Source organism: Paenibacillus sp. NPDC056933 (genome assembly GCF_042674385.1).
Lineage (GTDB): Bacteria > Bacillota > Bacilli > Paenibacillales > Paenibacillaceae > Paenibacillus.
In genome coordinates, this window is record NZ_JBHUQN010000004.1 from 376,438 (window position 1) to 391,994 (window position 15,557).

The window sequence follows — 15,557 nt, forward strand, 5'->3', positions numbered from 1 at the left end:
ATATATTTAGGAGAGCTGAGATGAATAAATTAAGATTTTTTATGATTAGTATTGGAGTGTTTGCGAGCACTATCTTTCTGTATGGCTGCTCTAACATCGAAGTAGATAACCAGACTGCCCCTTCGGTTATCTCAATGCCGAAAGGCTCTGTTCCTGAAGGAATCGCTATTAAAGACTCCACGGCATTCGTTACATCTCTATCCCAGGGCACTATTTATCAAGTTGACTTACAGGACGGCAGCTCTGCAATACTGAATTCCGGGAACAACAACACTGCGGTCGGCATCTTTCACGATGAGTATGGACGCCTTTTCGTAGCGGGCGGTTCGACCGGTACTGTACAGGTTATTGATGCGACTAGTGGAGACGTTCTCGCCAACTATAAGGTATCGAATTCGAAACAGACCTTTGTTAATGATTTCACCCAGCTCGGAAATGCAATATACGTGTCGGATTCTTATGAGTCCGTAATGTACAAATTGCCATTAGGCAATGGTGGGGCTTTGCCGGACCAAGATGAGATTGAGACGATCCCTCTCACTGGTATCAAATATGGGGAGGGCTATAATGCAAACGGTATTAGCCAGACTCCGGATGGAAGTGCACTATTAATTATACAAACGAATACAGGTATACTATTCCATGTGGATCCCTTAAATGGCGCAGCTACTCCAGTGAATATCGGCAACGCAGATCTGACTTGGGGTGACGGCATGATGCGTGAAGGCAATTTGCTATACATCGTGCGTAACATGCCAAATACAATTGCGGTTCTTAAAATTGATGACTCCGGAACATCCGGAAGCCTACAGAATGAGTTGAAAAGCCCTAGCTTTGACACTCCCACCGCAGTCGCACGTCATGGGGAAAAACTCTACCTTCCAAATGCACGCTTTACGGTAAAAGACCCAGCGATCGCGGACTTTTCCCTTAGCACTGTTCCGTATGAACAATGAGGGCCGCAACAAGACCTAGTCACTGATGAGAGGTAAAACAGACCTTATGATAAGCGAAAAGTCACTCCGGTTCCTAGCCTGAAGTACGATATTGGCAGAGAATGAAGCTTTGCAACATTCTGGAGACGACTTAATCCAAGTGGGCTTGCATTTCACACTATATCAAGAAAAGTTAGTTGAAAGTCAGCAAGGAGCAGTTGCCGGTTTAGAGCTGCTCCTTGGTATTAAGGGTATGTTGAGAAATAAACTACGCGTGAACGCAGGTTTTACTAAAGTTATGCGCTTTTCAATGAAGTTCGCCCCGGATTATATCACGCATACTTGGGGTCAAATGATTCTTAAACAAGGTAAGCAGGGCGTGCGATTGATGATATTAGTGTAGATATTGATAGTGGTACAGCTGATCTGGTACCCGTTGGTGCATGGTCTTTGGCTAGATTTTGTGGAACGTCTGAAAGTAGGGTTCCCTTTAAATGAAGTTGATCGTAATACTGTATATAGTGGCGGAAGTAAGGGTTATACAGATTATCCTACGATGGATGAAGTGAAAGCTCAAAAGTCGATAAAATAAATTGTTGCTTTGCTTTCAAAAGAGAGAGGTTTAAGTTGAAAACAGGCCGTTCCTATAACTAGGGCTGCCTGTTTTTTTATTGTTTGAGTCAGCGAGGATAGGGTAACTTTCTAATCCTTGTGGTGCAAGCCTTCTTGATTTTTTCGATATTCTGAAGGAGTACATTTTTTAATCCGCTTGAACGTTTTCGAAAATAAAAGAACATCCTTATATCCAACGGATCGAGAGATGTCACCGATTTTGAAAGTGGAATTAGTCAACAAAAAACATGCTTTATCCATTCTCAGATTTAACAAGAACTCTTGTGGTGATTTATGAAGACTCTGCTTAAACAATCGGTGAAGATAGGATCGGTCAATAGAAATGTACTTAGCAATATCATGGATTGTAATATGGTGCGCATAATTTTGTTCAATGAATAGCAATGCATCTTCGATATATTTTTGTTGTTTGACATCACTGGTAACTTCGCGATTGGGATAACTTTCACAGAGTAAAAATAGAAATTCGTACAGTTTGGATGTTAATAACAGATCTTTATTAGCAATCTGTTTGGATGCCGCTATGATACCGTCTATACAATGAATAAGCTCATGATCTTCATTAAACGTAAAAATCGGATGGTCCATGGATAGACTAGACCGGTTTAAATATTCTTTTGCTTTCACTCCACTGAAGCCAATCCAAGCATATTCCCATGGGTCTGCAGCATCTGCCTCATAATAAACCAAATGGTTGGGTGTAATTAAGAACCCGTCATTTTTCTCCAAATGGAAGGTCCGATCCCCAACTTTATATATTCCTTTTCCTTTAAGGATGTAGTGAACAATATATCCGCTTCGAATTGCTGGACCATAGGAGTAACTACTGACACATTCCTCTCTTCCACATGTATATAAATTAAGATCTAGATTGTTGAGATATTGATTTGAAAAATTCAACAGCATCATATCACCTCGAATATTGAAAATGGTTACATGTTATCACATCGTACCATAATGAGTCTACATGCTTCCATATTAGTGAACATTTAAAACGATTAGTATACATGTATAAGCAATATGTATTTCTCAATCGTTTATTAAGATCAGTTAAATATATGGGAGGAAATTATGTCTATTTACATCGATGATGAACATCTCATATTTCATTTGAAAAGCAAGAAGACCAGCTATGTTATGCAGGTTACCAAAGGGAGATATTTAACCCATTTATATTGGGGGAAAGGCATCCAAACCTATCGAGGCAGTAATCAGATTATCTATATTGATCGAGTATTTTCACCTAATCCGGATAGTTCTGATCGGACATTTTCATTGGATACGCTCCCCCAAGAGTATCCTGCCTATGGCAATGGTGACTTTCGGGTTCCCTCTTATCAAATACAACAAGAAAATGGATCGACTGTCACAGACCTACGCTACAAAGAACATCGAACGTATAGAGGGAAACCAAAATTGGAAGGGCTACCATCTACTTATGTAGAGACGGACAACGAGGCTGAAACGTTGGAAGTGGTTATGGAAGACAAGTTACTGGGGCTAATAGTCACATTAACATATAGTCTATACGAGGATAGGGATGTAATCACCAGGTCTGTGCAGTTTGAAAATCAAGGGACACAGAATATGAAACTGCTCCGGGCCTTAAGCGCAAGTGTGGATTTTCGGGATGATGAATACGAACTTATGACACTGTATGGTGCTGCTCAAAATGAAAAAAATATAGAAAGACGCAAAATTGTATCTGGAATTCAAATGGTCGACAGCTGTCGTGGCGCCAGTAGCCCTCAACAAGCGCCATTTATGGCATTGGTAAAAAAGGAGACTAACGAAGATCATGGAGAGGTCTATGCATTCAACCTCGTGTACAGCGGGAATTTTACAGCGCAGGTTCAGGTTGACCCGTACCGGACTACCAGAGTTTCCATAGGGATAAATCCCTTCGATTTCTCATGGTTAATGGAGCCAGGAGAGACCTTCCAAACTCCGGAAGTTGTCATGGTTTATACAGCGAGTGGATTGGGTGATATGTCCAGAATCTATCATGAATTGTATAGTCAGAGATTATGTCGGGGCACGTATCGTGACACATTACGACCAATACTCATCAATAATTGGGAAGCGACGTATTTTGATTTTACCGCAGACCAGATTGAGAAAATTGCAACTGAGGCAAAAGAGGTAGGAATAGAGCTGTTTGTCCTGGACGATGGCTGGTTCGGAGAACGTAACGACAGTAAAAGTTCTTTAGGTGATTGGGTAGTCAACTCACAAAAGCTGCCGCAGGGTCTATTAGATCTCGCCAGCCGAGTCTGTAACCTGGGTATGGCGTTCGGAATATGGTTTGAACCGGAGATGGTTTCAATGAATAGCGATTTATATAGAAGTCATCCTGATTGGTGCTTGCATGTACCAGATCGCCCACATACATTAGGCCGGAATCAGCTCGTATTGGATTTATCAAGCCAGGAAGTCTGCGATTATTTAATTCACGCCCTCACAGATATTCTATCAAGTGCTCCGATAACCTATGTCAAATGGGATATGAATCGTCACATGACAGATATCGGATCATCTGCGTTAGAGCCTGAGCGACAACGGGAAACGGCTCACCGCTATATGTTGGGATTGTACAAAATCATGGAAGAAATCACTACAGCATTTCCAAACGTATTGTTTGAAAGTTGCTCAAGTGGTGGTGGACGTTTCGATGCAGGGATGCTGTATTATATGCCCCAGACGTGGACAAGTGACAATACAGATGCGATTAGTCGATTGAAAATCCAGTATGGGACAAGTCTAGTATATCCGCCAATAACTATGGGGGCACATGTTTCATCTGTACCTAATCATCAAGTAGGTAGAATAACACCTCTCGATACCTGAGGATATGTTGCCATGGCTGGAAACTTTGGATATGAGCTGGACTTGACGAAATTAACAGAGCACGAAAAAGAATCAGTTAAGCAGCAAATTGCCCTGTATAAAGAAATTCGACCACTCATTCAATTCGGCAGATTCCACAGAATCGTCAGTCCTTTTGATGGGAATGAAGCTGCATGGAGCTTTGTTTCAAAAGATCAAACCGAGGTTGCGCTGAGTTATTTTACAGTATTATCTCAGCCAGCGGCTCCTGTCCAGACCGTTAAATGCAAAGGGCTTAACCCGGAATTTATCTACGAAAATATCGAAACTGGAGAGCTATTCGGGGGAGATGAGTTGATGAACGTAGGCCTCACATTTCCGAGAAAGAAACAAGACTTCACTAGTCGTTTCTGGAGATTCAAAAAGCAAGAATGATCCAATGATTTGAAATAACCGTGTAAACCAATATTTTAAATTTGGAAAGTGGGATGTTGTTTTGAGAAATCCTTATAAATTGACTTATCATATTGAGCCGGAAAGAGGTTTGTTGAATGATCCAAATGGTCTGATCTGGTTCAAAGGTACGTATTATTTTTTTCATCAATGGAATCGATTTGATACGAACCATAGTTACAAAGAGTGGGGATTGTTCACATCAACGAACATGATCGATTGGACGAATCAAAATACGGCTATTCTTCCGGATCGACAATGGGATCGTAATGGAGTGTATTCAGGCAGTGGTATAGAACATGAAGATGAAATGTACCTGTTCTACACAGGTAACGTGAAGAATAACGGAGTCAGAAAGAGCTATCAGTGTGTGAGTAAATCTGTGAATGGTCAGACTTTTGTGAAAGAAGAGACGGTAATCGAAACGCCGACAGCGTTCACAGAACACTTTCGTGATCCTAAGGTATGGAGAGGAAGTGACAGATGGTGGATGATCGTTGGTGCTCAAACGAAAGAGCGAAAAGGCGCAGTCGCTCTCTTTTCTTCAGGTGACTTGTCAGATTGGACGTATGAAAATATTTTATATGATCAACAGTTAGACAACATGTGTGAATGCCCGGATTTATTCTCCTTGAACGATAGTATTGATATATTGGTCTGTTGTCCACAGGTAATTCCAGAAGAAGAAGTCGCAACAGGCATAACAAGTTATGCAGCCTTCCTATCTGGGAAATTTAATGAGCAAACCAAGCAGTTTAAGCCGAATGGGTCGTTAGCATTGATTGACTATGGCTTTGATTTCTATGCGCCCCAAACATTCACTGATGATAAAGGCAGACGGATCATGGTGGGGTGGATGTCTCGAATGTCTGAGGAAGAAGAACAACGATGCCCTACTAAACAATACGGATATATACATTGTTTGACGTTACCTAGGGTTATAACTTGGGAGAATGACAGACTCATCCAGCTTCCTATCGAAGAAGTCAAACAACTAAGAAAAACGGAAATTACATTTACTTCTCGTCTAGGAGATTTTGAATTGGATAGCGGACAGTTTGAACTGGAATTGCGAAGAGAGGACAGTACAAGTGATTTTTATCTTTCTCTAAGAAATGGCGCAATTGAGATTCGTTATATTGGAGAGAATAATGAGTTTTCAATTACGAGAGAAAACTGGGTCAGCTACACAAGAGAAACGAAAGTAAACGAGATTCAGAACTTATCACAAATGAGCCTTTATAGCGATAACTCGACCATTGAGGTTTTCGTAAATAATGGTGAATGCGTTTTCTCATCGAGGTATTTTACCGAGGAACATCAGTTACGTGTTGAATATCAAGGGTTGCATCATAATGGTAAACTTAAATATTACTCATTCTAAGGAGAAACTCATATGAAAGATCATGAATTAGCCAAAAGGATTTTGGAATTAGTAGGAGGCAAAGATAATATTCATTCGGTTGAACATTGTGCTACACGGTTGCGAATCATGATCGCGGACAAGGATAAAATTAATGATGAAGAAATGGGAAATCTTCAAGGCGTAAAGGGAAGTTTTTTTAATTCGGGTCAGTATCAAATCATTCTTGGAACTGGCTTAGTTAATAAAATTTATGCAGAAATGATGAAGTTAATGGATGGTACAGTACCAACAGAGGCTCCCGTAAAAAAAGAAGGGAATCGCTTTCAGCGTGCAGTGCGGATATTCGGGGATATTTTTGTTCCAATTATACCCGTGCTTGTAGCGACAGGATTATTTATGGGATTAAGAAGTTTGCTGACTCAGGCCGCCGTATTAGGTTTAATTGGTTTAACACCTGAGAATGTTCCAGAGGAATTGTTACTTTTCACACAGATTCTCACAGATACTGCATTTGCCTTTCTGCCAGCCTTAATCTGTTGGTCCACATTTAGGGTGTTTGGTGGCAGTCCGGTTCTGGGGATCGTGCTCGGGTTGATGCTTGTTAATCCGGCCTTGCCTAATGCTTACGCTGTAGGACAGAACCTGGCAGAACCCTTGGTATTTTTCGATTTTATTAAAGTGTTGGGATATCAGGGCTCCGTATTGCCAGCATTTATTATAGGTATCGTGGGTTCTAAAATAGAAAAGTTTCTACGAACGAAAATTCCGAATTCACTTGACCTTATCTTAACACCGTTCCTAACACTGCTTATTTCTATTGTACTCGCACTATTTATGATTGGTCCGATTTTCCATGAGATTGAAATATTTGTTTTGCACGGAGTTGAATTCTTACTCAGATTACCGTTTGGACTGGGAGGCCTTCTCTATGGCAGCTTCAGTCAATTGTTAGGTATTTTTGGGATTCATCATATTATAAGTTTTCTGGAAATTAACATGCTCACGCAAACAGGTTGGAATATGTTGAATCCGATTTCACCAGGGAATGTTGCGGCAGCAGGAGCTGTATTGGCAGTAGCGATCAAAACAAGATCACAAAAGTTAAAACAAATTGCATATCCTTCTAGTTTTTCAGCAGCTCTGGGGATAACGGAACCTGCAGTATTTGGTGTAACGTTACCTCTAGTGAAGCCTTTCATTATGTCGATGATTGGTGGAGGAGTCGGTGGATTTCTAGCTTCTATTTTACAATTAAAAGCTACAGGCATGTCGCTAACAGGTATTCCGGGGATATTGCTCTATTTGAATAATCAATTACCTCTGTATATCCTGGTCAATGCCGTTGCTTTTGCGGTTTCATTTAGTCTGACTTACACGATAGGCTATCGAAACTCAGGCGATGACACAGATCCCGTAGCCAAAGGTAAAAAGAAGTCGAATATCGAAGTAATTGAGATCGCTTCCCCAATAAAAGGACATGCTGTATCTCTCGAGTCTGTACCGGATGAAGCATTCTCAAGTAAAGCCATGGGTGATGGCATTGCAATCATGCCATCTGAAGGAAAAGTGACTGCACCATTTACAGGTAAGGTCATGCACATCATGGAAAAGAGCAAGCACGCTGTTATTGTAGAGCATGCTTCAGGTGTCCAGTTACTCATTCATGTAGGTATAGATACGGTTTCCCTAAAGGGGAATGGATTCCAGAGTTATGTACAATCAGGTGATATGGTTCAGGTGGGACAGTTAATACTGGAATTTGATATTCCTGCCATTCAAGACGCGGGTTACCCGGTGATCAGTCCGATCATTATTCCAGATGGTCAAGAGAACATTCAAAAAGTTGAATCTCTAGTCTCTAATGAAAGTCGTATCGATGGACCGATCTTGCGTATTTCCGTACAGTCCAATTAATAAGCATTTTTTGATACTTGTGTTACCAGAATATTCTGTTTAACCTTTTTTTCATCTTGATGCAACGATGACCTAAGACTGACATTGGATTAGTTATGTCCTTATTCTAATTTTAAAAATCAACGTTTACTGAATAGCTGGCCGATGTGTTTATAATAAGCACATCGGTTTTTGCTTAGTCTCTCAAAAGTATGTCGGCAAAGTTGTCATCTCTTTATGGCATGAGGATAGATGGGAATTGGCTCAGTACATATTTGGAGGAGCTTTAGAGCATACCTCGTAAAGAAACACCCGTTGATAATGCCCCCATTGAGTAGTTTCATTCCGTGACTAAGTCTGAAACATTCTGCCTTAAAGATCTTATGTGTAAACCGCCCTTTAGTCGTTCGAGACTACATCGCCTACTATAATCAATTTGGATTCAAGCGAAATAAATAACCAGTCTCCGACACATTTCCGAAGACTGAGTGATTAAACATGCAAGGTTATTTGATCCCTATTTTATGTGCAGTCTCTAGTAACTATATATTGGTGACAATATTCTCAATGAAGCATCGCTTCAAAGAGAAAAAGTAAGTGCTAGATTGATGATTGATGAGAAAGTAAAATTCCTCTAAATATTCATGGTCACAGAGAGTGAAGCTTATCACAAATCATTTAAACTAATGGGTGATTAGTTGTAACGTAATGAATTATCAGTTCTTATGTCTATTTTTAAATATCATAACTAAGTATTTCAATTTTGTAAAAAAAGAAACTTAATAAAAAATCTACTTGCTTTTTCTACTGAAAGTTATGATATTATATTTTCATAAAAATCAAAGAGAGGTGTATATTATCTGAAATGTAAATATTTAGAGAATTGAGTGGTTTATAAATATCATGTGGTTTTATCTATTTTTTAAGTAACAATTCATGACCATCACTGAGAGTAAAAGGAGTTAACAAACATGAAACCTATCAAATCTTCTTTTGAAAAACCAATTGAGATTGGAAGTCTGAAACTTAAAAATCGAGTGGTCATGGCACCTATGACTCGATGCTTTTCTCCAGATGGAGTGCCCAGTTCAGAAGTGTCAGCATATTATCGACGTAGAGCAGAAAATGAAGTGGGTTTGATCATCACAGAAGGAGTACTGATAGAACATGAAGCTGCTGGAGCAGAACATGATGTACCCCATTTTTATGGTGAAAAAGCATTAAATGAATGGTCTCGTATTGTTGACGAGGTTCACAAAGTTGGTGGGAAAATTGCACCTCAAATATGGCACACCGGTATGGCTAGAGAGCCTGAAAAGTTTCCTGCTTCTAATATTCAACCTGTTGGACCATCTGGCATTAATTTTAAAGGTGAAAAAAGCTCCCAATCCCTTACTGTTAATGAGATCCACGATCTCATCAGGAAATATGCTGAAGCAGCAGCAAACGCAAAAAAAATTGGATTTGATGCGGTTGAAATACATGGAGCACATGGTTATCTTATTGACCAGTTTTTCTCTGAGTTTTTTAACAAGAGAACAGATGAATACGGTGGGGATTTGTCCCAACGCACTCGTTTTGCTGTTGAGGTAATTAAAGCTGTTCGCGAAGCCGTTGGACTTGACTTTCCAATTATTTTCCGATTTTCACAGTGGAAGTTGAATGACTACGAGTATAAACTGGTCAAAAATCCAAAAGAGTTAAAAAGTTTTTTAACACCACTTGTAGATGCGGGTGTTGATATCTTCCACGCATCAACTCGTCGCTTTTGGGAACCTGAGTTTGAGGGATCTGATCTTAACTTGGCTGGATGGACCAAGAAACTTACAGGAAAAACAGTTATTTCTGTAGGTTCTGTTGGATTAACTGCGCAATTAACCAAAAATATTGATGAGAGCAAGTTCAACGATACAACGGCTCACTTAGATGAACTAGGAGATAAATTGGATGAAGGGCAATTTGACTTAATTGCAATTGGACGCGCTCTGATCAGTGATCCGGCATGGGTAACCAAAATTCAAACTGGAAAAGTTGAAGAAATCAACGTTTTTGATAAAGCAGACCTAAAAACTTTATACTAGCTTCTAACCAAAAGACAAATAAAAGCGAGAACACTTACGTGATCTCGCTTTTATTTTTTGCATTATAGCAATTCAATCACATATTGCTTCTAAGCCCCACTTAGCCAGGTTGCATTAGTTCAAACTTGATAGGTGTTTAGGTCATCAGATGTCATTGAATTCACTAAGCTGTTAGTTGATGTTTATTTTGATCGAGAATTCGTTGTTGCGCACATTTATTTTGAAAATACTATTGTTGAAAATACACAAAATACGAGATTTTTTTCTGAAAAACTGCACAAAGTTTTCATTTTATAATGTTTTTAATTAGAAAGTTTATGATGATAAAGTTTATGAACAGCAAGGGGGTTGAAGACAAGATGAAACGTAATCTTTATGCAGTTGTAGAACAAACCATTCATTTTCTCAAAAAAGGGGAATAAGTCATGTTTAAGTAAATTAACTGTTCTTCTCACGAAATTGAAGCAATTATGGAGCGCGGAAAAGGATCAACCAAATGTACACGTCATATGTATAAAGGTTGTTTTTAATGACCATACTTCTTAATATTAAAGATAGTATTAGGAGACATGAATATGATTAACGAAAGATATGAAAAAACACAGTATCTTATTTTAGACTTTGTTCAAAATGAAATAAGGCCTTTTTCTTAATTTCAGATTTATCTGATTCATAAAGAACAAATTTAATGACTAGTGCATACAGTATGAAATCGCCTATGATAGATTCAAAATCTCTAATGATATGTTACGAAGTATGCTTCAGGAATACAATGCTCCTCTGTTCTTAAGAACAACTAAGATATAATTATATTACCGTTTAGGAAACTCTTATAATATGAATATTAAACTCCTTAATTTATGGTTATCAGAGCATTGAATCTACGAAGTTAAGTTTAGCAGTATTCAAATATCTAATAGATTACAATAAAAAAAGTGGGAGTGGAATTTTTTTTATGCAATGAAATTTCAGAGTGTTCATCACATGTTGCTAGAAGTAGTTACATTAAAGAAGTAATATAAGTAATTTGTTCTAACACCACACATGGATCAAAAGTTGTGTTTGAGTAGTATCTATATTATAGAATGGCAAACGATATAGTGATTTGATTTTAATAAATATAAAATCTTAACCGAGACTGTTGTCTAATATTAGATAACAGTCTTTTTGCTGTGTTATAATTTAGATGAAAATATCCCTAAAAAAAATATCCATTATCTTGCATAAAGATACAAAGTGAGTATTGTGTTTTTTCTCACTAATTGTGAAAATCACTGAGAAATTTAAATGATATAATAAATTTTTCTCATTAAATATGAAATTGCGGATGATATATAAGCCTTTTTTTTGCTATTTTGTCTCACTAATTATGACAACACACATAAATTAAATATATTTCATCTTGGTTGGGGCAGCTCATTATCTGGGGACCAAGGAATTGTAAAATTGCTGGTGGATAAAGGGTACAATATAACCCGCAAATAAGTATCACTTAATGTTGACGATTAGGTATTCCTTTATTTAATGAAATATGGATTAGAAAACACAAAAAAGGCTCATTCATCGAGCCTTTTTTGTGTTTTACGAAACCATAACCTGCGATACATTCTATAAAAAGTACATTCTAATTAATGAACTTTTGTGCAACTGGAAGCATGGGTTTGGCTTTGCTTGGTCCCAATAAAGCAAAGAATACTGAGATCAAGACGACCAAAGAAAATGGGTTGCCTCATGTACTTTTTGCAGCTGCCAAGCTGACTGACTTGCAAGAGCCGGAAGCATTAACAACGTTCATGCCATGGTCGCCGCAGCTTCCGGGCACCTGTCGCATGCACTAATCTGTATTCATCTTACAGGGGCTCCATAACAATTTGGATAGCTCATATATGTTTGGATAGAGCAATAGGTGCCGGATTGAAATATCAAGATTCTGCATTTACTAGTACACATATACAAAGGCTTTAAAATTGCGGCTGCACTCATTGTACCGATAATTAAAATAGTCTGCGGGCAGGGATGCAATTGAAATTGGAAGAGTTGAATGATGACGGAGGCTCGTCGTGAGATCGCGGTGGTACCGCCGCAGGTCAAGGTGGTACAGCATGTGCGGCAGGTATATGCTTGCCGTCAGTGTGAGCGCCATGAACTGCAAACGCCGATCGTCACGGCCGGTCTATCCTGGCAGCTTGGCTTCGCCATCGGCGATGGCGCATGTGATGTGCCAAAAATATATAAACAGCCAACCGCTCTACAGGTCAAGGATGTGACGCTGGTCGGCTGCTTTGCTATAAGCAGACCCTTCGTTTATTTTTTGTTTTGGCGTATTGTAAATAGAATAATCTCAATTATCCATAAGCAAACCGTTATAGCTTTGAAACGCGATGGAGTATATTTAGATCATAAACGTGTGGTGAAACGTTTACTTGTACACTGTTTATGCTTTGAAGTGTTAATGTTTATTGTAATTCCAGACTTTTTTAACCTATTGAACTGTTAGCCATCCCTTTAGCTGAATCATTGGAGCAAATGGTAGTTGTAGTTCATCCGTATTCTTTACCGAAGTCCTCCATCTTTTCAAGGATGGGTAGTAACTTCATTCCCTTGTCTGTTAACGAATACTCCACTCGTGGAGGTACCTCCGGATAAACATCACGTTGAATAACGCCATCATTCTCTAATTCCTTAAGTTGCTTCGTAAGAGAGCCTTGAGATAGATCTCCAAGGAATTTCTTGATGTCCGAATAGCGACGTGTTTCAACATTTAAAAACCATAATATAAAATACTTCCAGCGTCCGGAAAGTACATTCTGAGTAAAAGCTATCGCGTACATATCACTTTTTTCCTCCATAAACTCTTGTTCAAATCCATCATTGCAAACCCTCATTGATATCACTCCTAATCTATAGGTACAAATAGATGTACTATGTTCATTTAAATTGCCCTCTTTGCAAATGAAACGAATACACTTATGATTGGGTCAACAACCAAAACAAAACCATTTTAGTTTACCTAAGATGTAAAAGAATAATAATCTCATTTTGGTTTTATACTTAGCAGGCTAAGTAATCATTATATTTTTTTATCCTATATTTAGCAAGCTAAATAATAATTATACACAGAAAGGAGTAACTAATGTTGAATACAGCAAACGGATTAAAGCTTTCAATTTTAGAGTTTGTTCATATCTATAACGGAACTGAGGCCACGGAAAGCCTTCAGAACGTGACAGAAATGGTTCAACTAGCAGAACAGTGGGGGTTCAACAGATATTGGTTTGCAGAACACCATAACACCAAAAACTTGATGAGTACTTCACCAGATTTACTGAGCCTGCATGCGGCAGCTCACACCAAAAGCATTCGAGTAGGTTCAGGTGGCATCATGTTGCCGAATCACAGTGCCTTGAAAGTGATGGAAAACTTTACGCTCCTCGAAGGATTATATCCAGGGCGGGTTGACCTCGGGATTGGACGAGCTTCAGGCACGGATGGCAGAACCATGTGGGCATTGTTGAGATCTCAAGAATTAATGGAAGTGAATGATTTTCCAGAGCAATTAGATAACCTGCTTTCCTTCTTTGCCCGTAACTTTAAAGAAAACCACCCGTTTAGTTCCATCCATCCTCCGGGAGACAGTTCAATGGTTCCAGATATGTTTATGCTGGGATCTAGCGAGGGTGGATTACATTTTGCCTTGGAAAAAGGATTAGGGTTTGTATTTGCTGCACATTTGGCACCGCAACTGGCTATTCCTGTGTTGAGAGCTTATCGTTCGAATTTTAAGCCTTCGTACTGTTTGACTGAACCTCAAAGTATGTTAGCGACAATCGTTATTACAGCTGAAACGGAAGAAGAGGCTAAATATATCGCAGGACCGGCGGAGTTAATGTGGGCACAGATGAGCACAGGGACGAAAAACCTTACGTTCCCTACACCGGAAGAAGCCAAAAATCACACATACACACCTCATGAAGAGCTGGCTAGAGAACGTAATAAAGATCGCTTTGTGATTGGAAGTGTTGGACAAGTTGCGGAGCAGCTTAGGCAACTTGCGAAAGCAAGTTTAGTGGATGAAATCATGATTGCGGACTTCTATCCGAATCAAGAAAGCCGCAAGAAAGGTCATGAATTATTGGCAAAAGAATTAGGTTTATCACAAGGAAATAAGTGAACTCGTGAAAAGGAGATTATTCAAAATGGAAGATAGAAAGCTTAAATTAGGAGGAATTATTGATGGCGTGGGTTGGAATTACACGGGTTGGAGACACCCCGCTATTCCAGCGGATGCCAGTGAAAATATGGAGTATTACGTACAGAAAGCCATACAACTTGAACAGGGAAAGTTCGATCTCATCTTTTTGGCAGACGTAAGTCATATCGGACCTGGCATGATCCCGCACTATCTAAGCATGTTTGAGGGCGTATCCATTTTGTCTGCACTAAGTATGGTAACTCACTCCATTGGCTTGACAGCAACCATAGCGACTTCATATGCAGATCCCTTTACGGTTGCCAGGCAAATCGCCTCACTCGACAAGATTAGCAAGGGTAGAGCAGGGTGGAATGCGATCACCTCGAATCCGGGAGGATTAGCCAATTACAGTCGGTCCCATTTAACGAAAGCAGATCTTTATCCCATGAAAAAAGAGTTTTTGGAGATTGTAGAAGGCCTCTGGGATTCGTATGAAGACGATACTTTTATACGTGATAAGGAACGTGGGGTATTTTATGACCCGCGTAAGATGCATCCACTACATTATACGGGGAATTACTTTTCCGTGGAGGGACCCTTAAATATTAGTCGATCGAGGCAAGGCAGACCGGTCGTCTTTCAAGCCGGTACTTCTCCGGCATTCATGGATATTGCTGCGCAGCATGCCGAAGTCATTATGGCGCCTGGAGATGATTTGGAATATCTCAAAGCATTTACTTCTGAACTGAAACGTAAAGTTCAAAATCAAGGGCGTTCACCACATGACCTGTTGATGATGCCTTCTCACAACCCGATCGTTGGTAAAACGGAAAAGGAGGCACTGGAAAAACTAAGGGAAATCGAATCATGGATGCCTAAAGGTTATCGAATGCCGAAACCTGGGTTAATAGGATCGGCAGAGCATGTTGCCGAACAAATCGAACATTGGTATCGAGAAGGGGTCATGGATATCTTGCTCATTAGACAAGATCATCCAGCAGGATTTAAGGACTTTATTAGATTGGTTGTTCCTATCTTGCAAGATAAAGGCATATTCCGCAAAGAATATGAGGATGACACACTTCGGGGGAATTTAGGTCTACCTTACCCTGAAAATAAATACACGAAGTAATAATCAAAAATACTGAAGATTAGGATACAGCTGAGATAATAAATAA

Annotated in this window: 11 protein-coding genes and 2 pseudogenes; 11 read left to right on the forward strand and 2 right to left on the reverse strand. The window is 39.4% G+C overall.

Features of this window, described 5'->3' with window-relative positions; genetic code table 11:
- The first annotated feature begins 20 nt into the window (after positions 1–20).
- Positions 21–956, forward strand: a complete 936-nt coding sequence (locus tag ACFTRD_RS25830) for an SMP-30/gluconolactonase/LRE family protein (protein WP_379385023.1) — start codon at positions 21–23, stop codon at positions 954–956.
- Between the two features lie 91 nt (positions 957–1,047).
- Entirely contained in the window at positions 1,048–1,338 is a 291-nt protein-coding gene (locus ACFTRD_RS25835) for a hypothetical protein (protein WP_379385025.1), read from the forward strand.
- Between the two features lie 299 nt (positions 1,339–1,637).
- Here ACFTRD_RS25835 and ACFTRD_RS25840 read toward each other — a convergent pair whose 3' ends face one another.
- Positions 1,638–2,474 (reverse strand): AraC family transcriptional regulator, encoded by an 837-nt coding sequence (locus ACFTRD_RS25840; protein ID WP_379385257.1) that lies wholly within the window; start codon positions 2,472–2,474, stop codon positions 1,638–1,640.
- 165 nt (positions 2,475–2,639) lie between these two features.
- On the opposite strand from ACFTRD_RS25840, the pseudogene ACFTRD_RS25845 reads away from it, so the two are divergent.
- The 7 genes and pseudogenes from ACFTRD_RS25845 to ACFTRD_RS25875 all read left to right on the forward strand — a co-directional run.
- Positions 2,640–4,829: pseudogene (locus ACFTRD_RS25845) on the forward strand (alpha-galactosidase).
- 61 nt (positions 4,830–4,890) lie between these two features.
- The gene (locus tag ACFTRD_RS25850) at positions 4,891–6,231 is read left to right on the forward strand and encodes a glycoside hydrolase family 32 protein (protein ID WP_379385027.1); all 1,341 of its coding nucleotides are present in this window, start codon (positions 4,891–4,893) and stop codon (positions 6,229–6,231) included.
- Positions 6,232–6,243: 12 nt separating this feature from the next.
- Entirely contained in the window at positions 6,244–8,127 is a 1,884-nt protein-coding gene (locus ACFTRD_RS25855; RefSeq protein WP_379385029.1) for a PTS sucrose transporter subunit IIABC, read from the forward strand.
- A 950-nt stretch (positions 8,128–9,077) separates the two neighbouring features.
- Positions 9,078–10,187, forward strand: a complete 1,110-nt coding sequence (locus tag ACFTRD_RS25860) for an NADH:flavin oxidoreductase (RefSeq protein ID WP_379385031.1) — start codon at positions 9,078–9,080, stop codon at positions 10,185–10,187.
- Between the two features lie 1,661 nt (positions 10,188–11,848).
- On the forward strand, positions 11,849–12,025 hold the full coding sequence (locus tag ACFTRD_RS25865; RefSeq protein WP_379385033.1) for a hypothetical protein: 177 nt from the start codon (positions 11,849–11,851) through the stop codon (positions 12,023–12,025).
- A 37-nt stretch (positions 12,026–12,062) separates the two neighbouring features.
- Positions 12,063–12,152, forward strand: coding sequence for a DUF4260 family protein (locus ACFTRD_RS25870; protein ID WP_379385259.1), 90 nt, complete (start codon positions 12,063–12,065; stop codon positions 12,150–12,152).
- 76 nt (positions 12,153–12,228) lie between these two features.
- Positions 12,229–12,442 (forward strand): annotated as a pseudogene (locus tag ACFTRD_RS25875) (IS66 family transposase zinc-finger binding domain-containing protein); the annotation flags it as partial.
- 285 nt (positions 12,443–12,727) lie between these two features.
- Here ACFTRD_RS25875 and ACFTRD_RS25880 read toward each other — a convergent pair.
- Positions 12,728–13,072 (reverse strand): winged helix-turn-helix transcriptional regulator, encoded by a 345-nt coding sequence (locus ACFTRD_RS25880; RefSeq protein WP_379385035.1) that lies wholly within the window; start codon positions 13,070–13,072, stop codon positions 12,728–12,730.
- Between the two features lie 248 nt (positions 13,073–13,320).
- Between ACFTRD_RS25880 and ACFTRD_RS25885 the strand changes: the two genes are divergently transcribed.
- Together ACFTRD_RS25885 and ACFTRD_RS25890 are read left to right on the forward strand one after the other, a co-directional pair.
- Positions 13,321–14,358 (forward strand): LLM class flavin-dependent oxidoreductase, encoded by a 1,038-nt coding sequence (locus tag ACFTRD_RS25885; protein ID WP_379385037.1) that lies wholly within the window; start codon positions 13,321–13,323, stop codon positions 14,356–14,358.
- Positions 14,359–14,383: 25 nt separating this feature from the next.
- Positions 14,384–15,511 (forward strand): NtaA/DmoA family FMN-dependent monooxygenase, encoded by a 1,128-nt coding sequence (locus tag ACFTRD_RS25890; RefSeq protein WP_379385039.1) that lies wholly within the window; start codon positions 14,384–14,386, stop codon positions 15,509–15,511.
- Positions 15,512–15,557: the final 46 nt, after the last annotated feature.

Bases quoted from the DNA above. Each gene is read 5' to 3' on its own strand.
- ACFTRD_RS25830 (WP_379385023.1), top strand. From the start codon at position 21: ATGAATAAATTAAGATTTTTTATGATTAGTATTGGAGTGTTTGCGAGC.
- ACFTRD_RS25840 (WP_379385257.1), bottom strand. From the start codon at position 2,474: ATGCTGTTGAATTTTTCAAATCAATATCTCAACAATCTAGATCTTAAT.
- ACFTRD_RS25855 (WP_379385029.1), top strand. From the start codon at position 6,244: ATGAAAGATCATGAATTAGCCAAAAGGATTTTGGAATTAGTAGGAGGC.
- ACFTRD_RS25860 (WP_379385031.1), top strand. From the start codon at position 9,078: ATGAAACCTATCAAATCTTCTTTTGAAAAACCAATTGAGATTGGAAGT.
- ACFTRD_RS25880 (WP_379385035.1), bottom strand. From the start codon at position 13,072: ATGAGGGTTTGCAATGATGGATTTGAACAAGAGTTTATGGAGGAAAAA.
- ACFTRD_RS25885 (WP_379385037.1), top strand. From the start codon at position 13,321: ATGTTGAATACAGCAAACGGATTAAAGCTTTCAATTTTAGAGTTTGTT.
- ACFTRD_RS25890 (WP_379385039.1), top strand. From the start codon at position 14,384: ATGGAAGATAGAAAGCTTAAATTAGGAGGAATTATTGATGGCGTGGGT.